The 25118-nt window shown below is 69.2% G+C and carries 26 protein-coding genes; 15 read left to right on the forward strand and 11 right to left on the reverse strand.

Features of this window, described 5'->3' with window-relative positions:
* The first annotated feature begins 318 nt into the window (after window positions 1–318).
* Window positions 319–1662 carry an MFS transporter gene (locus FQ137_RS04050; RefSeq protein ID WP_149291245.1) on the forward strand — a complete coding sequence of 448 codons (1344 nt, stop codon included), beginning with the start codon at window positions 319–321 and terminating at the stop codon, window positions 1660–1662.
* A 32-nt stretch (window positions 1663–1694) separates the two neighbouring features.
* Here the strand turns inward: FQ137_RS04050 and FQ137_RS04055 are convergent, their stop codons facing one another.
* A complete protein-coding gene (locus FQ137_RS04055; RefSeq protein ID WP_149291246.1) occupies window positions 1695–2321 on the reverse strand; it encodes a DUF1707 domain-containing protein in 627 nt (208 codons plus the stop codon).
* A 371-nt stretch (window positions 2322–2692) separates the two neighbouring features.
* Here FQ137_RS04055 and FQ137_RS04060 point away from each other — a divergent pair, with 371 nt between their 5' ends.
* On the forward strand, window positions 2693–3193 hold the full coding sequence (locus FQ137_RS04060) for a carboxymuconolactone decarboxylase family protein (RefSeq protein ID WP_255583557.1): 501 nt from the start codon (window positions 2693–2695) through the stop codon (window positions 3191–3193).
* Window positions 3194–3204: 11 nt separating this feature from the next.
* On the forward strand, window positions 3205–3906 hold the full coding sequence (locus FQ137_RS04065; RefSeq protein ID WP_255583559.1) for a sigma-70 family RNA polymerase sigma factor: 702 nt from the start codon (window positions 3205–3207) through the stop codon (window positions 3904–3906).
* A 66-nt stretch (window positions 3907–3972) separates the two neighbouring features.
* Here FQ137_RS04065 and FQ137_RS04070 read toward each other — a convergent pair whose 3' ends face one another.
* The 3 genes from FQ137_RS04070 to thiM all read right to left on the reverse strand — a co-directional run bounded on the left by FQ137_RS04070 (window position 3973) and on the right by thiM (window position 5997).
* Window positions 3973–4320, reverse strand: a complete 348-nt coding sequence (locus FQ137_RS04070) for a VOC family protein (RefSeq protein ID WP_149291248.1) — start codon at window positions 4318–4320, stop codon at window positions 3973–3975.
* A 178-nt stretch (window positions 4321–4498) separates the two neighbouring features.
* Complete coding sequence (thiE, locus tag FQ137_RS04075; protein ID WP_149291249.1) at window positions 4499–5194, reverse strand: thiamine phosphate synthase; 696 nt, start codon at window positions 5192–5194, stop codon at window positions 4499–4501.
* A complete protein-coding gene (gene thiM / locus FQ137_RS04080) occupies window positions 5191–5997 on the reverse strand; it encodes a hydroxyethylthiazole kinase (RefSeq protein ID WP_370452374.1) in 807 nt (268 codons plus the stop codon). The genes thiE and thiM overlap by 4 nt, the downstream gene beginning before the upstream one ends.
* 162 nt (window positions 5998–6159) lie before the next feature.
* Here thiM and FQ137_RS04085 point away from each other — a divergent pair, with 162 nt between their 5' ends.
* The 3 genes from FQ137_RS04085 to FQ137_RS04095 all read left to right on the forward strand — a co-directional run bounded on the left by FQ137_RS04085 (window position 6160) and on the right by FQ137_RS04095 (window position 9340).
* Entirely contained in the window at window positions 6160–7197 is a 1038-nt protein-coding gene (locus FQ137_RS04085) for an LLM class flavin-dependent oxidoreductase (RefSeq protein ID WP_149291250.1), read from the forward strand.
* Window positions 7198–7289: 92 nt separating this feature from the next.
* Complete coding sequence (locus tag FQ137_RS04090) at window positions 7290–8492, forward strand: acyl-CoA desaturase (RefSeq protein ID WP_149291251.1); 1203 nt, start codon at window positions 7290–7292, stop codon at window positions 8490–8492.
* A 23-nt stretch (window positions 8493–8515) separates the two neighbouring features.
* A complete protein-coding gene (locus tag FQ137_RS04095; protein ID WP_149291252.1) occupies window positions 8516–9340 on the forward strand; it encodes a thioesterase family protein in 825 nt (274 codons plus the stop codon).
* A gap of 149 nt (window positions 9341–9489) precedes the next feature.
* On the opposite strand, the gene FQ137_RS04100 is transcribed toward FQ137_RS04095, so the two are convergent.
* On the reverse strand, window positions 9490–11064 hold the full coding sequence (locus tag FQ137_RS04100; RefSeq protein ID WP_149291253.1) for a DEAD/DEAH box helicase: 1575 nt from the start codon (window positions 11062–11064) through the stop codon (window positions 9490–9492).
* A gap of 249 nt (window positions 11065–11313) precedes the next feature.
* Here FQ137_RS04100 and FQ137_RS04105 point away from each other — a divergent pair, with 249 nt between their 5' ends.
* Window positions 11314–12870 carry an adenylate/guanylate cyclase domain-containing protein gene (locus FQ137_RS04105; protein WP_255583564.1) on the forward strand — a complete coding sequence of 519 codons (1557 nt, stop codon included), beginning with the start codon at window positions 11314–11316 and terminating at the stop codon, window positions 12868–12870.
* Here the strand turns inward: FQ137_RS04105 and FQ137_RS04110 are convergent.
* On the reverse strand, window positions 12867–13604 hold the full coding sequence (locus tag FQ137_RS04110; protein WP_255583566.1) for an LmeA family phospholipid-binding protein: 738 nt from the start codon (window positions 13602–13604) through the stop codon (window positions 12867–12869). The two genes, FQ137_RS04105 and FQ137_RS04110, sit on opposite strands and share 4 nt — an antisense overlap.
* Before the next feature lie 86 nt (window positions 13605–13690).
* Here FQ137_RS04110 and FQ137_RS04115 point away from each other — a divergent pair, with 86 nt between their 5' ends.
* The 3 genes from FQ137_RS04115 (at window position 13691) to FQ137_RS04125 (ending at window position 15777) form a co-directional block, all read left to right on the forward strand.
* On the forward strand, window positions 13691–14251 hold the full coding sequence (locus tag FQ137_RS04115; protein ID WP_149291254.1) for a type 1 glutamine amidotransferase domain-containing protein: 561 nt from the start codon (window positions 13691–13693) through the stop codon (window positions 14249–14251).
* A 13-nt stretch (window positions 14252–14264) separates the two neighbouring features.
* Window positions 14265–15299, forward strand: a complete 1035-nt coding sequence (locus FQ137_RS04120; protein WP_149291255.1) for a hypothetical protein — start codon at window positions 14265–14267, stop codon at window positions 15297–15299.
* A 199-nt stretch (window positions 15300–15498) separates the two neighbouring features.
* Entirely contained in the window at window positions 15499–15777 is a 279-nt protein-coding gene (locus tag FQ137_RS04125) for a WhiB family transcriptional regulator (RefSeq protein ID WP_149291256.1), read from the forward strand.
* 56 nt (window positions 15778–15833) lie between these two features.
* On the opposite strand, the gene FQ137_RS04130 is transcribed toward FQ137_RS04125, so the two are convergent.
* Both FQ137_RS04130 and FQ137_RS04135 read right to left on the reverse strand, forming a co-directional pair.
* Window positions 15834–16319, reverse strand: a complete 486-nt coding sequence (locus FQ137_RS04130) for a hypothetical protein (RefSeq protein WP_149291257.1) — start codon at window positions 16317–16319, stop codon at window positions 15834–15836.
* A gap of 2 nt (window positions 16320–16321) precedes the next feature.
* Window positions 16322–17560 carry a fatty acid desaturase gene (locus tag FQ137_RS04135; protein ID WP_149291258.1) on the reverse strand — a complete coding sequence of 413 codons (1239 nt, stop codon included), beginning with the start codon at window positions 17558–17560 and terminating at the stop codon, window positions 16322–16324.
* A 111-nt stretch (window positions 17561–17671) separates the two neighbouring features.
* Here FQ137_RS04135 and FQ137_RS04140 point away from each other — a divergent pair, with 111 nt between their 5' ends.
* The 4 genes from FQ137_RS04140 to FQ137_RS04155 all read left to right on the forward strand — a co-directional run bounded on the left by FQ137_RS04140 (window position 17672) and on the right by FQ137_RS04155 (window position 20881).
* Window positions 17672–18406: an amino acid ABC transporter ATP-binding protein gene (locus tag FQ137_RS04140; protein WP_149291259.1), complete on the forward strand. Its 735-nt coding sequence runs from the start codon at window positions 17672–17674 to the stop codon at window positions 18404–18406.
* 58 nt (window positions 18407–18464) lie between these two features.
* Window positions 18465–19280, forward strand: coding sequence for a glutamate ABC transporter substrate-binding protein (locus FQ137_RS04145; RefSeq protein ID WP_149291260.1), 816 nt, complete (start codon window positions 18465–18467; stop codon window positions 19278–19280).
* Between the two features lie 111 nt (window positions 19281–19391).
* A complete protein-coding gene (locus FQ137_RS04150) occupies window positions 19392–20054 on the forward strand; it encodes an amino acid ABC transporter permease (protein WP_149291261.1) in 663 nt (220 codons plus the stop codon).
* The gene (locus FQ137_RS04155; protein ID WP_149291262.1) at window positions 20051–20881 is read left to right on the forward strand and encodes an amino acid ABC transporter permease; all 831 of its coding nucleotides are present in this window, start codon (window positions 20051–20053) and stop codon (window positions 20879–20881) included. The genes FQ137_RS04150 and FQ137_RS04155 overlap by 4 nt, the downstream gene beginning before the upstream one ends.
* 90 nt (window positions 20882–20971) lie before the next feature.
* On the opposite strand, the gene FQ137_RS04160 is transcribed toward FQ137_RS04155, so the two are convergent.
* From FQ137_RS04160 to FQ137_RS04170, 3 genes are all read right to left on the reverse strand, one after another.
* Window positions 20972–21748 (reverse strand): SDR family NAD(P)-dependent oxidoreductase, encoded by a 777-nt coding sequence (locus FQ137_RS04160; RefSeq protein WP_149291263.1) that lies wholly within the window; start codon window positions 21746–21748, stop codon window positions 20972–20974.
* Between the two features lie 60 nt (window positions 21749–21808).
* A complete protein-coding gene (locus tag FQ137_RS04165) occupies window positions 21809–22237 on the reverse strand; it encodes a VOC family protein (protein ID WP_149291264.1) in 429 nt (142 codons plus the stop codon).
* Between the two features lie 112 nt (window positions 22238–22349).
* On the reverse strand, window positions 22350–22922 hold the full coding sequence (locus FQ137_RS04170) for a maleylpyruvate isomerase N-terminal domain-containing protein (protein WP_149291265.1): 573 nt from the start codon (window positions 22920–22922) through the stop codon (window positions 22350–22352).
* 134 nt (window positions 22923–23056) lie between these two features.
* Here FQ137_RS04170 and htpG point away from each other — a divergent pair, with 134 nt between their 5' ends.
* Window positions 23057–25072 carry a molecular chaperone HtpG gene (gene htpG, locus FQ137_RS04175; RefSeq protein WP_149291266.1) on the forward strand — a complete coding sequence of 672 codons (2016 nt, stop codon included), beginning with the start codon at window positions 23057–23059 and terminating at the stop codon, window positions 25070–25072.
* Window positions 25073–25118 lie beyond the last annotated feature (46 nt).

The following is a 25118-nucleotide window of genomic DNA, read 5'->3' on the forward strand; positions in this document are numbered from 1 at the left end:
GCGAGGGGTGGGCCCAGCCTAAGACGCGCGCGTGCTCGCCGCGGCTGTTGCGGCCGACCCTCCCCCGCGCCCCCTCCGAGCGTCGACCGGTAGATGCATACCCAGGAGGGTGTTACGGGCTGCCCGATTCTGGGCGGGTCGTCACCTACTGCCAATCCGGCACCCGCAACTCGGTGGTCGGCAGCGCGTTGCGAAGCGTCGGCTACGACGTCACCGAGCTCAAGGTTAGTTATCAGGCAGGGGAGGATGCCGGCCTGGCCACCGAGTAGATCCGGCGGCGCGCGGACGCAACGACGCCCGCGAGTAGCGTTTCGACACATGACCACCCGCACGGAGCGCCTCGACGGACTGCCGTTCACCCGCAAACACCGCAAACTCCTGCTCGGCTCGGGCGTGGGCTGGGCGCTCGATGCCATGGACGTGGGTCTGATCTCGTTCGTCATGGCGGCCCTGGCCGTGCACTGGTCGCTCACACCCACCGAACTGTCATGGATCGGGTCCATCGGGTTCGTCGGAATGGCCATCGGCGCCGCGCTCGGCGGGCTCCTCGCCGACAAGATCGGTCGCCGGCAGGTCTTCGCCGCGACACTGCTGGTGTACGGAGTGGCGACGGGCGCGGCGGCGCTGTCGACCGGCATCGTCATGCTCATCGTTCTGCGCTTCATCGTTGGACTGGGCCTCGGCGCCGAATTGCCGGTGGCGTCCACGCTGGTCAGCGAGTTCGCGCCCCGACGGATCCGCGGCCGGGTGGTCGTGATCCTCGAGGGATTCTGGGCCGTCGGCTGGATCATGGCCGCCCTCATCGGCTATTTCGTGGTGCCAGCGAGCGACGCGGGGTGGCGCTGGGCACTGGCCGTCGGCGTCGTCCCGGCCGCGTACGCGCTGGTGATCCGCTTCGGGCTGCCCGAATCCGTGCGCTACCTCGAGTCGAAGGGCCGCATCGACGAGGCGGAGCGCATCGTCCGCGAGTACGAGGCTTCCGCGGGCGTCGAATCACCAGTTGTCACGGCTCCAGCCGCCGCATCGACCGGGGCCGTAGCCGCCGCCGAGACCATCACCTCTGCCGCACCCGCCGAGTCCATCTGGTCCCCGCGCCTGCGCAAGCGGACCGGGGCCCTGTGGATCGTGTGGTTCGGGATCAACTTCTCCTACTACGGTGCGTTCATCTGGCTGCCCAGCCTGCTCGTGTCGCAGGGCTTCGGCCTGGTCAAGTCGTTCGGCTACACGCTCATCATCACGCTGGCCCAGCTGCCCGGGTACGCGGTCGCGGCCTGGCTCATCGAGATCTGGGGCCGCCGGATCACGCTCGCGGTGTTCCTCGTCGGCTCGGCGGGCGCAGCCGGACTGTTCGGGCTGGCAAATTCCCCGGCCACGATCATCGCCGCCGGAATGGCGCTGTCGTTCTTCAACCTCGGCGCGTGGGGCGCCCTGTACGCGATCGGCCCGGAGCTCTACCCGACCGCGACCCGCGGGTCCGGCACCGGGGCCGCCGCGGCATTCGGGCGGATCGCCTCCATCATTGCTCCGCTGCTCGTGCCGTTCCTGCTCGATCTGGGCGACACGGTGATGGTCTTCGGGGTCTTCGCCGCGGCCTTCGTCGTCGCCGCCCTCGCAGCCTTCACCCTCCCGGAGCGCAAGGGCGTCGCGCTGGAGAACACCTGAGGCCCCACGGTGTCACCCGGGACGTTGGGCGGTCAGTCGCGCGACTCGCGGCCGTCGCCCAGCTCGCGGATCCGCTCGGTCGCCGCACGTAGCCGCTCCTCTCGAGCTTTCTGGTCGGCCTTCTTGAGCGTCTCGTAGGTTTGCTCGTCGGAATCGGTGTAGCGCAGTACCAGCCGCGGGATCCCCAGTGTCAGCGCCAGCGACGGCCACACGATCCACGCGTACTGCCAGTCCACGATGAGCTGCAGCACGAGAAATGTGATGAGTGTCAGCCCGAGAACCACGCCGTCCAGTGACTCGACGAGCTTTCCGCGCTTGCGCAGGTCCTCGAGATCGGCATCGGTGCCGCGGGCGGCTGGCGTCACCGCTCCGGTGGGGGACGAGGGCGACGTCGGTGACGACGACGAGACGTCCAGCTGCGCACCGGGGTTCGTTGCCGACTGCACGATCATGCCGTCGACCGAGGTCAGTGGTGTCCCGCCGGGCAGGTCGGCGAACGCTCCGCGCAGCTGGCCGAGCGTGCGGGCCGCGGCCACGTCGCCGGAGCGGGCGTGGAATTCGGAGTCGTCGAGTCGACCGAACGCGTAATGGTCACCGAGTGCCATGAGGGCGTGTAGCCGCTCGGCGTCGGAAAGCAGTAGGTCGTCCGGCTCGGTCATGGGCCCAACGTTAGGGCCGCCCGGCCCCTGACGCTAGAGCAGCCGCGTCGATCCACTATCGACCGCCCGTGCTCGTGCCGTGCCCGCCGGCTGCCCGTGCCCGTGCCCTTGCCCGCCGCCCGCCGCCCGCCGCCCGTGCCCTTGCCTGCCGCCCGCCGCCCGCGCCTGCCGGCGTGGAGTCACTCCGTCAGCTGTGCCAGAGAGATCTCCTGCGAAAACGCTGCACGCAGTGACTCCACGCGGTGGGGCTGGCGCGGTGGGGCTGGCGCGGTGGGGCCGCGATGGGGCCGCGATGGGGCCGACGAGCAGCGACACAGCGATACATGAGGCCTGCGGTGTCACATTCGGCAGTGCGCCCGCGTCGGAGTGGTATGAGCACATCACCGGGCAAGAGCGAACAACGCAAACAGGTCAGCGCAGGGGCGATGGCGCCCATGCTGGCACTTGAGGCTTACTCCCGAGCGCGAGTCTCCCGGCAGGACAGTCACCTCATCCGGCTCCGGGCGTCCGCGGTGAACGGGTGCCGCTACTGCACCGCGATGCACCGCCGCGATGCACGCAAGGACGGCTGGAGCGAGACCCGAATCGCGGTCGTGGAGAACTGGCCCGCCCACGTCGAGGAGGTCTCGCCGGCCGAGCGGGCGGTGCTGTCGTTCGCGGATGCCGTCACCCACATCGATGGGGAGAAATCCGTACCTGACGAGCTATGGGACGAGGTGGTACGCCACCGGGGAGAAAATGGGGCTGGACAGTTGGTAATGGAGATCGTCACGATCAACGCATGGAACCGGATAGCGATCGCCACCCGCAAGGACCCGGCGACGCTACGCGGCCTCATCCCGAGCGACCTCGAACCGGTGAAGCGGCGCTGACCTGCGGCGTGGTGTCCGATCGCGCTGCACTCGACCGGATCCGCGGCTTACTCCTCGGGGTGGGGTACCGCATCACCGGGAGCTGGGCCGACGCCGAGGACGCCACCGACGAGTCGCTGGCGCGGTGGTTGGCGCTCCATCCCGCGTCCGCCCCCCGCAACCTCGAGGCGTGGCTCACCACCGTCACGACCCGGCTGTGCCTGGACCGGTTGCGCCAACGCAAGCGGGAGTACGTCGTCGGCGTGTGGCTCCCCGAGCCCGTCGACACCGCTCTGCTGCCGGCGGACCGCGCTGAGCGGCGCGACGACCTACGGATCGCCATCCTGCTGGCCTACGAGCAACTGAGCACGGACGAGCGGGCGGCGTTCGTCCTGCGCGAGGCGTACGACCTGCCGTATGCGGACATCGCCGACGCGCTGGGCGCGGGCGTGGCCACCGTCCGGCAGTGGGTGAGCCGCGCCCGCCATCGACTGACCTCCGACCTCCGCCCGCGCGAACCCGCGTCGAACGTTCTGGTCTCCGGGCTGGTGGAGGCGGTCATGGCCGGCGACCTGGATCGGACGATCGTCGCGCTCACCGCAGACCGCCGCGGGGATCTGCAGACGGTGCAGGTGAGCGTGGCGGACGGCCGCGTCACGCGTCTGTACTTCCGCTCCAACCCGGAGGAGCTCACACAACTGGCTCTGCCCGAGGGGTTCCGCCCGTCCGCGTGAGGGGCGGGTCTAGTCTCTCGGCGTTTTCCGTAGCGAGGCGTCGGCGGGCAGCCGTGACGGGTCGGGTCAGGCCGGCACCCACATGGCCATCTCGTTTCCGCCGGGCTCGCGGAAGTGGAACCGGCGGCCGCCGGGGAAATCGAACGGCCCGAACGTCACCTCGCCGCCCGCGGACTCGACCTGGGCGCGGGCCTCGTCGAGATCGGGCACCCGGATGACCATGAGCGGTGCGGGAGACTGCTCGTCGTCGTCCCCCTGCACGCCCGCGTCGATGCCGCCGCCGACCAGGGTGGCGTACGACTTCCCGTACACGGTGGGCTTCCAGCCACAGACTTTCGAGAGAAACTCGGCTGTCGCGGGCATCGAGGTGCTGGGGTATTCGATCGAGGTGATCTCGAGAGGCGTTCGGCGCATAGCTGTGACGCTACGGGTGTTGACACCGTAGAAATGTTGCTTTCGCGGACCCTCTATTACGTGTTTCTTAGCCGCGCGGGTCCAGTTCGCCACCGTGTGTTCAGGAGCGCCGCCGGGCGTGCATGCGCCGCCGGGCCTACATGCGCTGCTGGCGTTCGGACGATGAGCCTCGTCCAGATCAGCCGCGAGCGGCAACCCACCGGTCGAGGAGATCGGCGGCCGCGGCCCGCGGGTCCGGGGCGGTCATGATCGCCGAGACCACGCACACCCCGTCCAGCGCGGTCGCCGCCACCTGCGCGACGGTCGAGGGCGTGATCCCGCCGATGCCCACCGCGCGAATACCCGCGTGGTGCGCGGCCCGGGCCAGCCCGTCGGCACCCGCAGGGCCCAGAGCCTCGGCGGTGTCGGTCTTGGTGGCCGTCGACCACACCGGGCTCACCCCGATGACGTCCGGCGCCGACCCGGGCCCCGCCACCGCTGCGGCCAACTGGGCGTCGGACTCGATCGACAGTCCCAGCATCAACTCGCCAGGCAACGCCGCGCGGGCCCGGGGCAGCGGCACGTCCCGCTGGCCGATGTGCAGATGCAGGCCCAGCTCGCGCGCGACGTCCAGGCGGTCGTTGACGAACACCGGCACGTCACGGCCCGTCTCGGCGCACGCCTGCGCGACGGCCTCGGCGACGGCCGCGGCGTGTGTGGCGAACTGGTCGTCGTCGCACTCCTTGTCCCGGATCTGGACCACCCCCACCCCGCCGAGTACCGCCTCGTAGGCGATCCCCGGCACCGCGTCGCGCCCGCCGCCCAGGTGGGGATCGGTGACCAGGTAGAGCCGCCAGTCGACGCCGGCGCCGCGGCCGGGAGGGGCGGTGCTCACGCCTCGGTCACCGTGACCGCGCCCGCGATCTCCTCGGGCGTCAGGGTGTACAGGGCGTCGAGCCAGGCCACGGCGAAGCTGCCCGGGCCCGCCGCGGTGCGCCCGGCGACCGTCCCCGCGGCCCCGGCGTGGGCATGTGCGGCGACCACCGCGTCGTGGTCCGCGATGCCCGCCTGCCGCGCCGCCCCCAGGTAGGCCGCGGTGAGCGCGCCGAGGGCGCAGCCGGTGCCGATGACCTTCTGCAGCAGGGGGTGGCCCGACTCGATCCACGTCGCGCGGGTGGTGGGCACGGTGTTGGTCGAGTCGCCGGGATGCTGTGTGACGACGAGGTCCCGCGGCCCCGTCACGGCGACCACAGCCCCCGATCGGGCCGAGAGGTCCCGGGCCGCGGGCTCGGCAGCGACCACGTCCTCGGTGGAGTCGACGCCCCGGCCGCCCGCCCCCGTGCCGGCGAGCGCGATGGTCTCCGACGCGTTGGCCCGGATCGCGGCGGGCCCCGAGCGCAACCAGTCGGTGGCCAAGTCGGTGCGCAGGGTGAGCCCACCGACCGCGACCGGGTCCAGCACCCACGGGGTGTCCGCGGCGCGGGCGGCGGCGATCGCGGCGTGCATGCCCTCGACCTGCTCGGTCGTCGGATTGCCCACGTTGATCAGCACCCCGGAGGCGATGGCGGCGAAGTCACCCGCCTCATCCGGGTGATCGACCATCGCCGGCGCGGCACCGGCGGCAAGCAGGACGTCCGCAGTGATCTGTCGGACCACGGAGTTGGTGAGGCAGTGCACGAGCGGGCCGGCCTCGCGCATCACGGACACCAGGCGGGCGACATCGACGGGCTGGCCGGCTGAGTGGCCTGCGGAGCGGTCGGGGTGGGAGGTCATGTCAGCGTCGGAGGACATGCCCCCAGTGTGCCGCCCCCGCCAGGGTGCTACAGGAATAGCGTGCCGGCGGGCCGGGTTGCACGGGGCATGACCTCCCCCGAGACCCGCTCCGCCAGCGGCACCGAATCCCATTCCGCCCTGCCCTTGTCCGTCATCGACTTCGCGACCGTCCGCCCCGGTCAGTCCGTGGGTGAGGCGCTGCAGGACTCGGTGTTGCTGGCGCAGAAGGCGGAGGAACTGGGCTACGAGCGGGTCTGGTACTCCGAGCACCACAACATGCCCGCCATCGCCTCCTCGGCGCCGGCAGTACTCATGGCGCACATCGCGTCGCACACCAAGCGGATCCGCCTGGGCTCCGGCGGGGTGATGCTGCCCAACCACTCGCCGATAGTGATCGCCGAGCAATTCGGCACGCTCGCCGAGCTGCACCCGGGGCGCATCGACCTGGGGTTGGGCCGCGCGCCCGGCACCGACCCGCAGACCCTGCGCGCGCTGCGCCGTGAACCGTCGGCGGCGGAGAAATTCCCCGACGACGTCCGCGAGTTGCAGGCGTTCCTGGGCGATTCGCCCACCGACATGGCCCGCACGCGCGGGATCGTCGCCGTGCCCGGGCGCGGCACCAAGGTGCCGCTGTACATCCTCGGCTCCTCGCTGTTCGGGGCGCAGCTCGCCGCCGCCTACGGTCTGCCGTACGCGTTCGCCTCTCACTTCGCCCCGGACGCCCTCGAGCAGGCCTCGGCTGTGTACCGGAGCCGTTTCACGCCCAGCGAGCAGTTGGCCGAGCCGTACATGATCGCCGCCGTCAACGTGGTGGCCGACGACGACGCCGAGCGCGCCGAGAGAGAACTGCACTGGTACCGCCGCCAGCGGGTCAAGCTCATGGCCGGCCGCGGCCGCGACTTCTCCGACGCCGAACTCGACATGATCATGGAGTCCGCCGGCGGCCGGCAGATCCTGCACATGATCTCCAACACCGCCTGTGGCGACGGGCCGGCGGTACGCGACTACCTCACCGATTTTGCGCGCCGCGCGGGCGCCGACGAGCTGATGATCGCGCCGATCGGGTCGACGGTGGAACGGATCCACGGTTCCTTGGACGTGCTGCGCCGCGCCTGGAGTGACTGAAGGGGCCGGATGAGGTGCCCTTGGTCACGATAGGAGGGATAGCGGGCGCGCAGTCGTAGCCGCGGGTGCCCGACCGGGCCTATTCTGGAGGTATGGCGATTTCCGATGTCGGCGAATACGCCCACCTCAGCCCAGATCAGATCGAGGAGCTCGGGCGGGAGCTCGATGCGATCCGCGCCGAGGTCATCGCCTCGCGCGGTGAGCGTGACTACCGCTATATCCACAACATCATCAGACTCCAGCGCGGCCTGGAGTTCGGTGCGCGAGCACTCCTGTACTTCGGCGCCCGCAACCGCACCGTGTGGACCTTGGGGACCGGCACCCTGGCCGTGGCCAAGATCCTCGAGAACATGGAGCTCGGCCACAACATCATGCACGGCCAGTGGGACTGGATGAACGATCCGGAGATCCACTCGACCAACTGGGAGTGGGACCTGGTCGGCAGCTCCGCCGATTGGAAACACACCCACAACCACCTGCACCACAAGTACACCAACATCGTCGGCATGGACGACGACGTAGGTTTTGGAGTCTTGCGCGTCACCCGCGATGTCCCGTGGGAGCCGAAGTTCGCGGCAAACGTCTTGGTCAACGCGGTTCTCATGCTCGGCTTCGAGTGGGGGATCGGCCTCCAGGCGGTCGAGGTGGCCGACGCCGTCGACCCTAAGGCGTCCCCGGCGGAGCGGCGCCGGGCCCGCGCGTTCCTCCGTAAAGCAGGCAAGCAGATCCTCAAGGACTACGTCCTGTTCCCGGTGCTCGCCGGCCCGAGCGGACGCCAAGCCCTCACCGCCACCGTCACGGCGAACATCATCCGCAACATCTGGACCAACGCGGTGATCTTCTGTGGGCACTTCCCCGACGGCGCCGAGAAGTTCACCATCAAGGACACGGAGACCGAGACGCAGGCCGAGTGGTACCTGCGGCAGATGCTCGGTAGCGCCAACATTGACGGCGGCCCGATCATGAACTTGATGTCCGGCAACCTGTCGTTCCAGATCGAGCACCACATGTTCCCGGATCTGCCGTCCAACAGGTACTCGGAGATCTCACTCAAGGTCCGCGAACTGTGTGAGCGCTACGACCTGCCGTACGTCAGCGGGCCGCTGTGGAAGCAGTACCTGCAGTCGTGGCGCACTATCGCACGGCTGTCACTGCCGGACCGCTACCTGCGCCGCACCGCCGACGACGCCCCGGAGACCCGCAGCGAGAAGATGTTCGCGCGCGGCCCGCGCATGCCCGGCCTGGCGACCGCGCTGGCCAGCGTCCGGAAGGGACGCGTCCGCCAGACCCGCTGAGCTTCGATGAGACAATGTCCGGCATGTCGCTGACGAGCATGTTGGAGGCCGCTGCGCGCGGCGGGACCGTCGAGATCGAGCAGGGGTGGACGCAGGGCAGGGCGATTTTCGGGGGCCTCACCGGCGCAGTGTTGCTCGCCGCGATGAAGGGGTGCCTGCGCAGCCGCGACACTGGCGCCGGGTCGCCTGCCGTCGTCCATCCGCTGCGCTCGCTCACCGTGTCCTTCGTCGGCCCCGCCGTCACCGGCCCGGTCGAGGTCGACTCCGAGATCCTGCGCGTGGGCTCCAACGTCACCCAGTGCCAGGCCACCGTGCGTCAGGAGGGTGCGGTCGTCGCCACCGCCCTGGCCGCGTTCGGCAAGCACCGTGAGTCCACGATCTCGGTTGTGCCCCCGCACCCCATGCCGGCCCTGGGCGATCCGTCAACGATCGAGCCGTTCCCGTACATCGAGAACCTGACGCCGGAGTTCTACCAGTTCATCGAGCTGCGACAGGTGGGTGGTCAGCTGCCGTTCAGCGGCGCGGAGACGGCCGACCTGTCCGGGTGGGTGTCGTTGCAGGAGTCCCCGGCGCGCTTCGAGGAGGAGCACCTGGTGCTCCTGACCGACGGGTGGCCGCCGGCGCCCATCCAGATGCTCGACGGTTTTGCTCCCGGGAGCAGCCTCACATGGACGATCGAACTCGTCGCCGAGGTCGAGCCGGAAACATTCCCCGCCGATACCGTGCTCGGATACGAGGCCACGACGGATGCCGCCCGGGACGGGTACGCGCACACGCACGCCATGGTGTGGCGGGCCGACGGGACGCTGGCCGCGATCAGCCGCCAGACCATCACCATCTTCGGCTGACCCGCCCGGCCCCGGGCTCCCCGGGCCGCCGGACACAGAAAAACCGCTACCCCGCCAGTGGACCCGCTGCCCGATTCCGGGTAGCGGGTCAGAGGCGGGGTAGCGGATCTCGTGGGTGAGGGACCGTTATCCGGCAGCCGGCGGGCCGGTCAGCCGGCGGTGCGGGTGGAGCGGCGACGCTGGTCGCTGCGGGGTCGACCGGCGGCCTGGCCGACCGACTGGCGCGCGCCCGCGCCCTGGGGAGCGGAGCCTTGTCCGGCCGTGTGCTGTCCGCCCGAGCTGCGCGCGCCGGAGCCGTGACGTGCCGACCCCTGCGCACCGGCGGCCTGGGGGCGACGACGACGAGCGCCGCCCGCACCGGACCCCTGCTGGTCACGCGCACCGCGCTCCGAGCCGTCGCGACTCTGAGCGCCACCGCGCTCGGCACCCTCGCGACCCTGTCCGCTACCGCGGGTCTGACGCTGCAGATTCTGGCTCTGGCGGCCCTGGCCCCGGCTGCGGCGGGCCTGCCCGCGGACGGACTGGCCCTCGGAGCCGTCGTCGGACGGCACGTGCGCGGGAGGCTCGGGGGCGTCGGCCAGCGCGACGGCGGCGTCGGCGCCGATGGGAAGGGTGATCTCGCCGGCCGTGACCCCGGCAGCGCGCAGGAGCGAGCGCACCTCGCGTACCTGGTCTGAGGTGGCCACGGTGACGACGGTGCCGATCGCGCCGGCGCGGGCCGTGCGGCCCGAGCGGTGGACGTAGGCCTTGTGCTCGGCCGGCGGGTCGGCATGCACGACCAGCCCGACGTCATCGACGTGGATGCCGCGGGCGGCGATGTCGGTGGCCACGAGCACGGTCGCGTCACCGGAGGAGAACGCGTCGAGGTTGCGCACGCGGGCGTTCTGCGACAGGTTGCCGTGCAGGTCGACGCTCACCACACCACGGCCGGTGAGCTGCTTGGCCAGCCGCTTGGCGCCGTGCTTGGTACGGGTGAACATCACGGTCCGCGGATGCGCCACGGCGAGGTCAGCCAGGGCGCGGACGCGGTCATCGGCGTCGACGTGGACCACGTGGTGGGCGGTCGGGCCGGAGGTGGCGGTGCCGTCGTCGACCGAGTGGTCGACGGGGTCGGTGAGGAACTTGGTCACCAGCTTCTGGACGCCGGAGTCCAGGGTGGCCGAGAACAACAGGCGCTGCGCACCGGCCGGGGTCGCCGACAGGATGCGGGTGACGCCGGGCAGGAAACCCAGGTCGGCCATGTGGTCGGCCTCATCAAGGACGCTGATCTCGATCGAGTCCATGCGGCAGTGCTTTTGCCCCATGAGGTCCTCGAGACGACCCGGGCAGGCCACCACGATGTCGACACCGCGGTTCAGCGCTTCGACCTGACGGCCCTGGGAGACCCCGCCAAAGATGACGGTCGTCTTCAGGCCCATGGACGTGGCCAGTGGAGCGAGGGTCTCGTTGATCTGCCGCGCGAGCTCACGGGTGGGCGCCAGGATCAGCCCGCGAGGGGCACCTCGGGCGCGCCGGCCACCGGAAGCGGCCAGGCGGGCGACCAGGGGGATGCAGAAGGCGTAGGTCTTGCCCGAGCCGGTGCGACCGCGGCCGAGCACGTCACGACCGGACAGTGCGTCCGGGAGCGTGGCCGACTGGATGGGGGTGGGGGTGGTGATGCCGACGCCGCCCAGGACGTCGAGCAGGGGGGAAGGAACGCCGAGATCGGCGAAAGAACGTGACAAGGGAGAAAGCTCCGTACATAGAGGAATGGCGTCTTGCCCGGCGCGCTCTCGGGGAGGTCGCATCCACGTCGAAAAGTGATGCGCCCGGTGCGCGACCACGGGGAGGTCGACAACCGCACGGCCCGAGGCAAGAGTGGTGCGGGCCGTCCACAGACCACCCTACGCGTAGCGGCCCGCACACCCCAGCCCCGCGGCCCAGGTGTGACGAGCGCATCACGTTTCCCCGTCCGTGGTGGCACCATACGGATCGTGCGAATCGACCTAGCCATGTTGCGCCGCCCCGACCTGGGGTCGGTGCTGCTCGGACGGGAACAGGAGCCCACCCGCCTGCGCACTCTGCGTGTCCGCGTCTTGCTGGTCCTCACCCTGCTCGCCTCCAACCTGGTGGGCGTCGCGGTGGCCGCGGTGCTGATCTTCTTCGTGCTCCCGGGGCCCGCTGTCCTGTCCCCGGTGTTCTTCGTCCCCTCTGTGATCGTCGTGCCCGTCTACGTGACGCTGGCGATCATCGTGGGATCCCTCTGGGGCGCCCGCGTCGTCCAACGCCGGGCCCGGTGGTTCCTCGAGGGGCGCGACCCCACCGATCGCGAGCGCGCCACCACGCTGCGGCTGCCCGGCCGCGTCACCGTGATCCAGGCTTTCCTCTGGTTGCTCGGTGCGGCAGTGATCACACCCGCGTACGGCGTGGTCGACCCGTCGTCGATCCCGGTGGTCGGGTTCACCATCGTCTTCGCCGGGATGGTCGTGTGCGGTGCCGCGTTCCTGCTGGCCGACTTCGGCCTGCGTCCCGTTGCGGCAGCCGCCCTGTCCACGGGGCGGCCGCCGCGGGCCAGGTTCCTCGGTGCCATGACGCGGCTCCGGGTGGCGTGGGCCTTGGGCAGCGGGGTGCCCATCACGGGCCTGATCATCGTCGCCGTCTACACACTCGCGGGCCGCGCCCTGTCGCTGGATCGTCTCGCCGTCGTCGTCATCGTCCTGGGCGCTACATCCCTGCTGGCCGGTTTCCTCCTCATCTCCCTGGCGACGGCGTCGATGCTCGGTCCGCTGCGCAGCGTGCGGTGGGCGATGCAGGACATCAGCGCCGGCACGCTCTCGCGGCGCGTGGTGGTCTACGACGCCACCGAGCTCGGCGAACTGCAACGCGGCTTCAACCAGATGGCGGCCGGGTTGCAGGAGCGCGAACGACTGCGAGACCTGTTCGGCCGCCACGTCGGTCGCGACGTCGCCGAGGCCGCGGAGATGGACGATCCCGAACTGGGCGGGCGGGCCTCACGCGTCGGGGTGGTGTTCGTAGACCTCATCGGGTCCACCGAGATGGCGGTGCGGTCCGAGGCGGCCGAGGTGGTGGACGTGCTCAACCGGTTCTTCGCCGTGGTGGTGGAGACCGTGGAGGCGTACGACGGCATCGTGGACAGCTTCCTCGGAGATGCGGCGCTCGTGGTGTTCGGTGCGCCCCGGGCCATGGCGGACCCGGCGACCGCGACCCTGGCCTGCGCGCGGGCGCTGGGTGAGCGGCTCCCCGCGCGGGTGCCGGACTGCCGCGCCGGCATCGGTGCGTCCTACGGCGAGGTGGTGGCCGGGTACGTCGGCGCGGACGACCGACTCGAGTACACGGTCATCGGTGACGCCGTGAACGAGGCCTCGCGGCTGTGCGAACTCGCCAAGGCGCAACCCGGCCTCGTGCTGGCCTCCGGAGTGGCGGCCAGCGCGGCCGCCGAGGTCGAACGCGACCGATGGAAGGTAGTGGGGTCCGAGGTCGTGCGCGGGCGAGACCAACCCACGCAGCTGTGCGCACCGGCGTCCGACTAGCGCAACACCACGTCGCGCCCGCCGAGTACCACCTCCAAGCCCTCGTCCACCACACGCGCGTCCTCGATCACCACGCCCTCGGGCAGCGAGGCCACGGTCGTGTCGACGGTGCCGGTGATGCCCGAGAACAGCCCGTCCGGCAACGTGAAACCCAGCAACGAGGTCTGCTGCGGCGTGAGCGTGAGCTGCCCAGCGGTCACGCCGGGAGCCACCCCGATCTCCGCGATGCCTCCGATGTCCGCCCGCAGCAGACCGGCCGGCACGTCGGGGCGGACCCCGCGCACCTCTGTCAGACCCGCGACCGGCGACCCCTCGGCCGGGTTGCCCTCCGCGGCGGCCGCCGCGAGTTGATCCCCGTTGAGGGTGGCGGTGCCGTTGGCGGACGCGGCGCGGATGGTGTCGCCCACCAGCGAGACCGAGTGCCCCGTCACGTCGATCCTCGGCACGGTGGTGTCACCGGGCGAGGTCAGGTGGACCGTGCCCACGGATTGCTGCGTGGCCAGGTCCCACAGCACGGGACTCGAGCCGAACCCCACCGACACCGGCGCCCCGAGACGTGCTGACGCCTCGCGCTCGGCCCGGTCCGACAGGTACCAGCGGGCGCCGAACTCCGCCGCCGCCACCAGGCCCACCAGCAGGAGCAGCAGCAGGATCAGCGAGCAGCCACACCCCCCACGCCTTCTGCGCCCACTGTGTCGACGTCCGTCGCGGCCCATCTGATCCCGTCTCCCCATGGGGGTATCGTGCCGGACCCGCGCACCCGGGGCCACCGTCACCCGACCGGTTGCGGTGGGGCGGGCAGGACCTCACGATCGGGACCATGACCGAGACACAGGACGCACACTCCGACATCCGCACCGTCGCTTTCCTCGTGGCCTCCGAAGGCATCGAGCGAGTCGAGCTCACCGAACCATGGGGGGCCGTCGCCGAGGCCGGCCATCGGGCGCTCCTCGTCAGCACGGACGACGGCGAGGTAGAGCTGGTCGACCACTTCAGCCCGGCCGGCACCCAGCCCGTGGACCGCACGAGCGCGGACATCTCCGCGGCCGACGTCGACGTCCTCGTCCTCCCCGGCGGCGTGGCCAACCCCGACGCCCTGCGACAGGACCAGCACGCCGTGACCCTCGTGAGGGAGATGGTCGAGGCCGGTAAGCCGGTGTTCGCCATCTGTCACGCTCCGTGGGTGCTCATCGAGGCGGACGTCGTCCGTGGGCGGAAGGTCACCTCGTACCCGAGCCTGCGGACCGACCTGGTCAATGCCGGCGCGGAGTGGGTCGACTCCGAGCTCGTCAGCGACGACGGGGTCTTCACCAGCCGCCGTCCCGATGACCTCCCGGCCTTCTGCGACGCGATTGTCGGTGCGCTCCGGGGGGTGTCCTGAGGACACATCCGCAATGATCGGCGTCTATGTCCACAACCGTGGGCGCGGGCATCTGCACCGGGTGCTCCCTGTGGTCGCCGCTCTCCGCGACCAGGGCGAGGAGGTCACGATGCTCGTGACGGGCCCGCTCGACGACACCCAACGACCTCGCGGGACCCGGGTGGTCCACCTGCCCGCCCCGACTGGCACCCCCGCCCCGACCGGCTACCTCGGGCCGCCCGGAGCCCGGCTACCGGCCGACCGCCCGGTGCCGGGGGAGATCCCCCTGGGCGCCCGTCGTGCGGCCGTAGCGTGGATCGACCGGGTGCGACCCCGCACCTTCTGGGTGGACTCGTCGCCGGCCATGTCGCTCGCGGCCCGCATGACGGGCACGCCGATGGTGAGCACCCTTCCCCCCGGTGCCCGGGATGACGAACCGCACCTGCTGAGGTGTCGTGCGGCCGAGAGGCTCATCGCCGCCTGGCCGCCGGGAGTGCACCGGGAGACAGTGGCGCGGACGGAGAATCTGGTGAGCGAGATCGGGGGCGTCTCCCGGTTCGAGCGGCGCGGACGCGAACCGCGGGCTCGTCGTCGTCCCCGTGTCGTTCACCTCAACGCCTCCGGTACGGGCGGTGACCACCGGTTCTGGCGCGCTGTCCGCGCCACCACCGCGGGGCTGGGGGTGGCGGACTGGGTGGAGCTCGGTGGGCCCGACGGCGAGTGGCACGAGGACCCCTGGCCGGTCTTGAGCTCCGCGGACGTGGTCGTCACCGGTGGCGGCCAGGCGTCTGTGGCCGACGCGGCGTGTGTCGACGTGCCGCTGGTGGTAGTCCCCGGCAAACACGAGTACGGAGAGTACGACGCCACCGCCGCGGCACTGGGCGCAATCCCCGGCGCCACGGTCATGCAATACGGCGACGGTCCCACGGCGGTCGCGCACGCGGTGTGCGCACAGGTGGACCGGTCCCTCGACGGTGACGCCGCCGGGATCCGGGCGTGGTGGGGGATAGACGGTGCGGCCTCCCGCGCCGCAGAGGTCATCCGATCGACGGTGACGACGACGAGGTAGCCCCGCCCCCCGTGTGATTCAGGCCTGAAGAGCGCCGATGCCTGCTGCGCACCGGAGGTGGCGGGTGGGAAAATGTAGGTAATTTTACGCAGCGGCTATCGGTGTTGCGCAGAACACTGACACTATGATCCCAAGAACCGCGACCGACGAACTTCCAGGGCTCAAGGCAGGGCACTTCGCAACGCGGTGACGGAGGGTCATGCCCAGATACAGAAACCTTGAACCGACGTCGGACTTCTGGTCATGGCGCGACGACGCGGCGTGCATCGGCCACGAGGATCTCTTCTACAGCCTGGAGGAAGAATCGAAGGGGGAGCGTCGCAAGAAGGAGGAGCAGGCAAAGTCCGTCTGCGCGACGTGCCCGGTCTTCGATACCTGTCGGCAGTTCGCACTGAACGCCGGTGAACTCTACGGCGTGTGGGGAGGCCTCACCGAGTCCGAGAGACACAAGATCGCCGGCCGCCACAGGACCGGCTGACCGCACACCCGCCCCTGCGTGAACCCGGGCCATGGATGTCTCTGTCGGCTCGGGTCCTAGTTCTGGTCCTCGGGGACGGCCTCGTGCCCGCAGCGGCCTCTCGTTCGGCTCGACTCCTTCATCTCGGCCTCGTGGACGTGTCGACGCCCGCCGGTCAGCTCGCTGCGCACCGCACGGTCGAGCGTGCGGGCCGTGCTCCAGAACCCGTCGTCGAACTCCTCCACCATCTGGAACGTCCAGCGACCGTGGAGGACGTTGATCCCCACCATCTCGCGGCGGATGCGCTCGGCGAGCTCAGAGCGGCCGGCGTCCTCCAACTTGTCGGCGGCCTCCTGGAACAGGATGTCCGCTCGGCCGATCAGCTGGTGCATGTCATACAGACGCCCGCGGGCCCGTTCGATGAACTCCATCGCCTCGCCGACGGTGCCCGCGGCCTCGACCTCGGCGTCGGTCGCGCCCTCGGGACGCCGATGCGCCTCGTCGACACTCGGGGCCCGGTCTTCGCCGTTCCCGCCGTCCGCGCCCGCTCCCCGGACCGCCACGCTCAGACCGTCCGCGTCAGCCGTCGGAGCTGGGACGGGGCGGTCCGGTGTTTCAGAGCGGTCACCAAGCCGGAGCGAGGGCCCACCGGGTCGCCATAGGTCGTGGGCTCGCCCTCGAACATCTTCTCCGATCGGGTCTCCGGTGCGTCGTCGGCCGTGGCTTTGAGAAACCGGTCCGGCAGCGAGAGTTTGGCTATGGTGCGCCAGGACTGCCAGTACTGCTGGTACAGCGGCCCGGTGGTGTACGGCAGGTCCCACCTCAGGCAGACGTCGCGCACCTTTTCCGAGACCTCCGCGTACCGGTTCGACGGGATCGTGGGGAAGAGGTGATGCTCGATCTGGAACGACAGGTTGCCGGACATGAAGTGCGTGAATTTACTGCCGGTGAAGTTCGCGGAGCCGAGCATCTGACGTAGGTACCACTGCGCCTGCGTCTCATTCTCGAGATCCTCGAGAGTGAACTTGTCGGCCCCGTCGGGGAAGTGCCCGCAGAAGATCACCGCATTGGACCACAGATTGCGGATGACGTTGGCGGTGGCGTCAGCGCTCATGGTGGACTTCCAGTTGGGCCCCGAGAGCAGCGGGAACCAGACGTAGTCCTTGCCGACCTGACGTCGGGCCTTGCGGAGGAACTGCCCGATCCGCTTCTTCCGCTCGGCCCACCCGGAGGCATTGATCGTCCCCGGCGCGATCTCCAGATGCTGGACGCCGACGCCCCATTGGAACGCGAAGGCGAGAATCGTGTTCCACACGAGGTTGAGCGAGCTCGCCGGGTGCCACGGCTGGTCGCGCGTCACCCGGACCACGCCGTACCCGACGTCGTCGTCCATGCCGATGATGTTCGTGTACTTGTGATGGTGATAGTTGTGGGTGGCCTTCCAGTGTTCGGAGGTCCCGACGATGTCCCACTCCCAGGAGCTGGAGTGGATGAGCGGATCGTTCATCCAATCCCACTGCCCGTGCATGACGTTGTGCCCGAGCTCCATGTTCTCGATGATCTTCCCGGCGGCCAAGAGTCCGGTGCCCACGAGCCAGGCGGGCCGGTACCCGGAGAAGAGGAGGACGACCCGCCCGCCGGCCACCAGACCGCGCTGGAGGCGGATTGTGTTCTGGATGTAGCGACGGTCGGCGTCCCCGAGTGAGTCCACGACCTCGCGGCGAATCGACTCCAGTTCCTCACCGATGGCATCCACGTCCTCAGCGGAAAGGTGGGCGTACTGCTTGACATCTGATATCGCCATGTAATGACGGTACGTAGTGACCCGCCCCATGTCGACCGCAAAGTCGTCTCGTCCGCCGCGATGTCCCGCGAGTTCGGATATATGGGGCCACCAGACCCTTATGATCCCTTCATGGCTCTCGTCGAGATCTCAGGCGTCAATAAGCACTTCGATGACTTCCAGGCGCTCAAGGACATCAACCTGTCCATCGAGCAGGGGGAGGTCGTCGTCGTGATCGGGCCGTCTGGGTCCGGCAAGTCGACGTTGTGCCGCACGATCAACAGGCTCGAGACCTTCGAGTCCGGCACCATCACCATTGACGGCAATCACCTGCCCGAGGAGGGCAAGGCGTTGGCCAAGCTCCGTGCCGACGTCGGGATGGTGTTCCAGTCCTTCAATCTCTTCGCCCACAAGACGATTCTCGAGAACGTGACACTGGGGCCCATCAAGGTCCGCAAGCAGTCCAAGGCAGAGGCGGAGAAGCGGGCGATGGAGCTGCTCGAGCGGGTCGGCGTCCATCAGCAGGCGTCCAAGTACCCGGCGCAATTGTCCGGCGGCCAGCAGCAGCGTGTGGCGATTGCGCGCGCACTGGCCATGGACCCCAAGGTCATGCTCTTCGACGAGCCGACGTCGGCCCTGGACCCGGAGATGATCAACGAGGTCCTCGAGGTGATGACCGGGCTGGCCAAGTCCGGGATGACGATGGTCGTGGTAACCCACGAGATGGGTTTCGCTCGCAAGGCGGCCGACCGCGTGATCTTTATGGCGGACGGGGAACTGGTCGAACAGGCCACCCCGAACGAGTTCTTCACCAACCCGCAGAGCTCCCGCGCGAAGGACTTCCTCTCCAAGATCCTCACGAACTAGAGGGGGCCCGTCCGCGGACCCGTACGAGACCCATACACCAATCCCACGAGGAGAACCCATGAACATCCGACGGATCGGAGCGGCCACTGCGGCCGTCGCCCTGGCACTGGGCTTGAGCGCGTGCGGCAGCGATGACGGCGGCGGGAACAAGATGAAGGTCGGCATCAAGTTCGACCAGCCCGGCCTCGGGCTCAAGGAGGGCAACGACTACACCGGGTTCGACGTCGACGTCGCGCGCTACGTCGCCGAAAAGCTCGGTACCTCCGAAAACGACATCCAGTGGGTGCAGGCGCCAAGCGCCCAGCGCGAGACGCTGATCGAGACCGGTCAGGTCGACATGATCGTGGCCACCTACTCCATCACCGACTCCCGTCAGGAGAAGGTCGGCTTCGCCGGTCCGTACTTCATCGCCGGGCAGGACCTGCTGGTCCGCGCGGACGACGACTCGATCACCGGCCCGGACTCCCTCGACGGCAAGCGTCTCTGCTCGGTCACAGGCTCGACCTCGGCCCAGACGGTCAAGGAGAAGGTGCCGGGTGTGAACCTGCAGGAGTTCGGCACCTACTCCGAGTGTGTCTCCGCTCTGGTGTCCAACGCGGTCGACGCCCTGACCACCGATGACACGATCCTCGCCGGCTACGCCTCCCAGGACCAGTACCAGGGCAAGCTCAAGGTGGTCGGCGCGCCGTTCAGCGAGGAGCGCTACGGCATCGGGATCACCAAGGGAGACACGGAGAAGTGCGAGAAGATCAACGATGCCATCCGCGAGATGATCTCTGACGGTAGCTGGGAGACGGCGGTGCAGGACAACCTCGGCAAGGCTGGCTTCACCCCGGGCAAGGGCAACCCGCCCGAGCCGGACGCCTGCTCCTGACCTGAACCGACCCGGCCGGATCGGTTCCAGATCCGGGCCGACCGCCGCCCCTGCCGAGCGCCGACCGATCGGCGCTCGGCAGGGGCGGGCACCCATCACGGAAGGTGGACCATGGGCGACATCTTCGCCAACTACGACGTCCTCGGGGCGGTCTGGGTGACAATCCAGCTCTCGGTCCTGGGCAGCATCGGGGCCATGGTCCTGGGGACGCTCGTCGCCGTGCTGCGCGTGTCACCAGTGGCGGTCCTGCGCGGGTTGGGCACCTCGTATGTCAACACGTTCCGTAACGTGCCGCTGACGCTGCTCATGGTCTTCAGCATCCTGGGACTGTCCTTCATCCTCCAGCTGTCGGTCTCGGATGACTTCGGCCGCAATGCCTTCTGGTGGGCTGCGATCATGCTGGCCATCTACCACGCGGCCTACATCTGCGAGGCACTGCGTTCCGGCGTTAACACGGTTCCGGTGGGGCAGGCCGAGGCTGCCCGATCGATCGGGCTGAGCTTCGGGCAGTCCCTGCGTGAGGTCATCCTCCCGCAGGCGTTCCGCGGCTCCATCGCCCCGTTGGGCTCCGTCATCATCGCGCTCATCAAAAACTCCACCGTCGCCGCGGTGATCGGGGTCGGTGACTCCGCCGGCCTGCTCCAGGTCATCACCGAGAACGAGGGGGCGAGCCTGCCGACGTTCTTCTTCTTTGCGATGGTCTTCGTGGTCCTCACCCTGCCGATCGGCCTGGGGACGACCTCCCTCTCCCGGAAGCTGACGGTGAAGCGATGAGCACCCAGGCCGTTCTGTTCGACGCGCCCGGCCCCAAGGCCCGGCTGCGCCACAAGATCCTCACGGCGGTCGGCGCGGTCCTAGCGGTCGGCGTCCTTTACGTGATCTACGTGAAGTTCGACGAGGCCAACCAACTGCAGTCGGCGATGTGGAAGCCGTTCGTCACCGACCCCGAGGTGTGGACGTCGTACATCATCCCCGGCCTGAAGGGGACGTTCACCGCGGCGGTGATCTCGATCGTGTTGGCGGTGATCTTCGGGCTGCTCTTCGGTATGGGCAGGCTCTCGCCGCTCGCCCCGGTGCGGTGGTTCTGCAGTGTGATCGTCGAGTTCTTCCGCGCCGTTCCGGTGCTGCTGATGATGGTGTTCGGGTACTTCGGTTATTTCGCCACCTCGGACATCGTGCCCAACAAGTACGCGCCGCTGGCGGCCGTCGTCACCGCGCTCACCCTCTACAACGGAGCCGTCCTCGCCGAGCTTGTCCGCTCGGGTGTCCAGGGGCTGCCCAAGGGGCAGTCCGAGGCGGGACTGGCGGTCGGGCTCACTCCCGGGCAAGTGCTGCGCTCGATCCAGCTCCCCCAAGCTCTCACGGCGATGCTCCCGGCCCTCGTCGGCCAACTCGTCGTCGTCCTCAAGGACTCCGCACTGGGGTACGGCATCACCTACCTGGAACTGCTCAACTGGTCCAAGACCCTCGGCTCGGCGTACGCGAACACTGTCCCCGCGTACATCGTCGCGGGCCTCCTGTTCATCATCATCAACTACGCGCTCACCAAGCTCGCCGTGTACCTCGAGGGACGGATGAAAAAGCGGCGCGCCAAGGCCTGACCTGCCCGGTCCCAGCGCGATCGCACACACAGGGGCCCCGCCGGATCAGATCCGGCGGGGCCCCTCGTCGAGCACTGGCCTGGGGTCAGGTCACTTCGGTGGCATCCGGATTCCACCGTCCACACGGATGGTCTCCGCGTTCATGTACGGGTTGGTGAGCAGCTCCATGACCATGGACGCCAGCTCATCGCCCGTACCCAGGCGCTTGGGGTGTAGGACGCTCTCGCCAAGCTTGGCCTTGAACGCTTCTGACTCCGGGCCCTCGCCGTAGATCGGAGTGTCGATGAGGCCCGGGGCCACGGTGTTGAGGCGCACGCCGGCGGCGGACAGGTCGCGCGCGACGGGCAGGGTGAGGCCCACGATGCCGCCCTTCGAGGCCGAGTACGCGGCCTGGCCGATCTGGCCGTCGAACGCGGCGACGGACGCCATGTTGACGATGGCGCCCCTCTGGCCGTCCTCGTCCGCCTCCTGCGTGCTCATCTTGGTGGCGGCAAGCCGCAGCATGTCGAACGAGCCGATGAGGTTGATGTCGATGACCTTGCGGAACGAGTCGATGTCGAAGGCCGACGAGAACTCGCCGTCGCGGCCGATCGTGCGCTGCGCCCAGCCGATGCCCGCCGAGTTGACGAGGTAGCGTAGCGGGCCCAGCTCGAGGGCCGCGGCGACAGCCTTCTCGTTCTGCTCAGTCTTGGTCACGTCGACGGAGACGAACACGCCCCCGACCTCGTTCGCCAGGGCCTCACCCTTCTCGGCATTGAGGTCGGCGACGACCACCTTGGCGCCCTTCGCGGCGAGCTGACGAACGACGGCGGCGCCGATGCCTGACGCACCGCCCGTGACAATGGCACTTGCTCCAGAAATTTCCATGCCTGAACGGTAACAAGCACTGACGGCGGATACGGGGGGCTTCGCCGGGTCAGCGTGAAATCAGCCGGCCGTCCCGGTCACGGTGACGTCCCAGCGGATCCCGAACCGGTCGCGGACCTGTCCGTAATGGTCGCCCCACGGCGCCATCTCGAAGGGCATCGCGGTGTCGCCGCCGGTCGAGGTGACCTTGCCGATGAACTCCTCCGCCTCCCCGGTGGTGTCAAAGGCCAGCAGGAACGAGTAGACGTCGCTGTGGAGGGGCGGCAAGCTGTCGCCCATGCCGTCGCCGCCGGTGAGAGTGATGCCGGGCGCTTCCATCGTCGCGTGCGCCACTGCACCGGGCGGCGGGGTGAACGGGAAACCCTCCATCGACGGGAACTGGTCGTACGTCATCACCTGTAGTTGCCCGCCGAACAGGTCCTGGTAGTACGTGAACGCGTCGGCGGCATTGCCAGGGAAGGAAATGTAGGGGCTGTGGCGCAGTGCCATCACGGGTCCTCTCGCCGCAGGTGGTCCGGTCAGCGCCGACGACGCCGTCCTGCCCGCAACGCTAGTCGTGCGGGTGGCGTGAGTCACGTGAATTTTGGCGTGGGCGGTCGCGCTAGGTATGCCGACCGGACAGCGCGAGCAGCCGTACGCGGGCGTCCGCCCCGATCGGGACGGCCCGCGCCTCGCCGAGCACGTCGAACGACCGCATCAATTCCACCACGTTTCGGGAGTGCTCGAGAGCCCAGACGGCCAGATCTTCCGCCTCGTCGGACTCCCACGACCGCGGGTCGAGATCGTGCGCGTGGACGAGCAGTTCGAAGATCCGCAGTGCGAGCAGGTCACGCACCGGGATTTCGGCCAGGCGGTGCGGAACCAGAGCGGAGGCGTCGCGGGCCCGGGCGAGTTCCTTACGCAGGCCGGCGGACGTTCGATGCAGCGAGGGGACAGGGTTGTCCCCGGCGTGGTCGGTGGTGCGGGTCCAGCCGATCTCGGACTCCGGCAGCCGCGAGAAGTAGGCGGCGTAGCGCAACCCGCCGCCGAGCACATGGTTGGCACAGTCCCGGCGGGTCCAGCCCGGGCAAGCCTCGCAGTCGCCGTCGAGCCCGCCAGCGAGCGCGCGACCGAACAGGGTCGTGGCCCGGTCGAGAACTGCGAGGTCTTCCGGGCTGAGCGGGGTCGGGGTCACGAGCACCTCACCTGAAGGAATGTCTGGGCTTCACACTAGGTTGACTGTGACGGCGTGAACAGTTCGAACACGCCATGCGCATGTCACGTGACCTGCACCAGACGTGACTTCTCTCGAAAGGACCGTTACCCGCCATGAGCCCGCAGACCTCCAGCGCAGCCGAGACCCGGGAGTTCCAGGCCGAGACCCGGCAACTGCTGGACCTGATGATCCACTCGATCTATTCGAATCCGGACACCTTCCTGCGTGAGGTCATCTCCAACTCCTCTGACGCGCTGGACAAGCTCCGGCTGGCCGCGCTGCAGGATTCTTCGCTCGGCGTGGACACCTCGGATCTGCACATCGAACTGATCCCCGATGCCTCCGCCCGGACGTTGACGATCCGCGACAACGGCATCGGCATGTCCCGCGACGAGGTGGTGGACCTCATCGGCACCCTCGCCAAGTCGGGTACCGGCCAGATGCGGGAGGCACTGTCCGCGGCGCGGGCGGCGCAGGAGTCGGGTGAGGTCTCCGAGCAGGCCACCGCGGACCTCATCGGTCAGTTCGGGATCGGGTTCTACTCGACGTTCATGGTCGCCGACACGGTCACGCTGATCACCCGCAAGGCCGGCGAGAGCGTCGGGACCCGCTGGACGTCGAGCGGGGAGGACACCTACACGATCGAGGAGGCCCCGGACGCCCCGCAGGGGACGTCGGTGGTTCTGCACCTCAAGGCCGCCGGCGGCGACGCGGCGCTCCCGGACTACGCAGAGGAGCACACGCTGCGCCGGGTGGTGCGCACCTATTCGGACTTCATCGCCTGGCCGATCCGCATGGACGTCGAGCGCCCGGCGCCAGAGCCGGAGGGGGACGACGACGAGGCCGCAGACGACGCTGCGGGCACCGGGGGAGAGGGCACCGTCACGGAGACCGTGACCCTCAACTCCCAGAAGGCGCTGTGGACACGTCCGCGCTCGGAGGTCACCGACGAGGAGTACGCGGAGTTCTACCGTCACGTCTCGCACGCGTGGGATGAGCCGTTGGAGACCATCACCCTCAAGGCCGAGGGCACGTTCGAATACCAGGCGCTGCTGTTCCTGCCCACGCAGGTGCCGTTCGACCTTTTCTCCCCGGACACCAAGCGCGGGGTGCAGTTGTACGTCCGTCGGGTGTTCATCATGGACGATTGCGAGGAGCTGGTCCCGCCGTTCCTGCGCTTCGTCAAGGGCATCGTCGACGCCCAGGACCTGTCGCTCAACGTGTCGCGGGAGATCCTGCAGCAGGACCGCCAGATCCGGGCCATCCGCAAGCGCCTGGTCAAGCGCGTGCTGCAGACCATCGAGCAGATCAAGACGGACCGCCCGGAGGAGTTCCGCAGCTTCTGGGCCAACTTCGGCGCCGTCCTCAAGGAGGGACTGATCTCCGATGCGGACGCCCGCGATCAGCTGCTCGCGGTGAGCACATTCGCGTCCACCCGGGCCGCCGCGGAGGGTGCACCGGAGGACAGCGACGACGAGGTGGGCACCACCGTCGCCGAGTACATCTCCCGGATGGCCGACGGGCAGGAGGACATCTACTACCTCACCGGTACGTCCCGCGCGGCGGTGGAGAACTCCCCGCATCTCGAGGCGTTCCGTGCCCGTGGTGTGGAGGTCCTCATCCTCACCGACCCTGTCGACGAGGTGTGGGTGGACGCGGTCGGCGAGGTGGACGGCAAGCGCCTGCGCTCGGTGGCCAAGGGTGACGTGGACCTGTCCGGCATCGGCGCGGAGAGCGAGGAGACGAAGGACGAGCCCGACGCCGCCGAGTTCGCGGACCTGCTCACCTGGCTGGGCGAGGAGCTGTCCGAGGAGGTCAAGCAGGTGCGCCTGTCGCACCGGCTCACCGAATCGGCGGCCTGCATGGTGGGCGACGAGTTCGACATGACCCCGCAGCTCGAAGCCATGTACCGCGCCTCGGGCATGGAGATGCCGGTGAGCAAGCGGATCCTCGAGCTCAACCCGACGCACCCACTGGTCACGCGTCTGCGTGAGCAGCACTCGGAGGATCCGTCGGCGCCCGGCCTTGCAGACACGGCCCGCCTGCTCGCGGGAGCGGCCGTCCTCGCCGAGGGGGGCACGCTGACTGATCCGGCCGCCTTCGCCAAGCTGCTGGTCGACCGCATCTGACGCTGGTCCCGCCGACCCGGGAAATGGCCGAGCCGCCGCCCCGCAC

Source organism: Dietzia sp. ANT_WB102, assembly GCF_008369165.1.
GTDB lineage: Bacteria > Actinomycetota > Actinomycetes > Mycobacteriales > Mycobacteriaceae > Dietzia.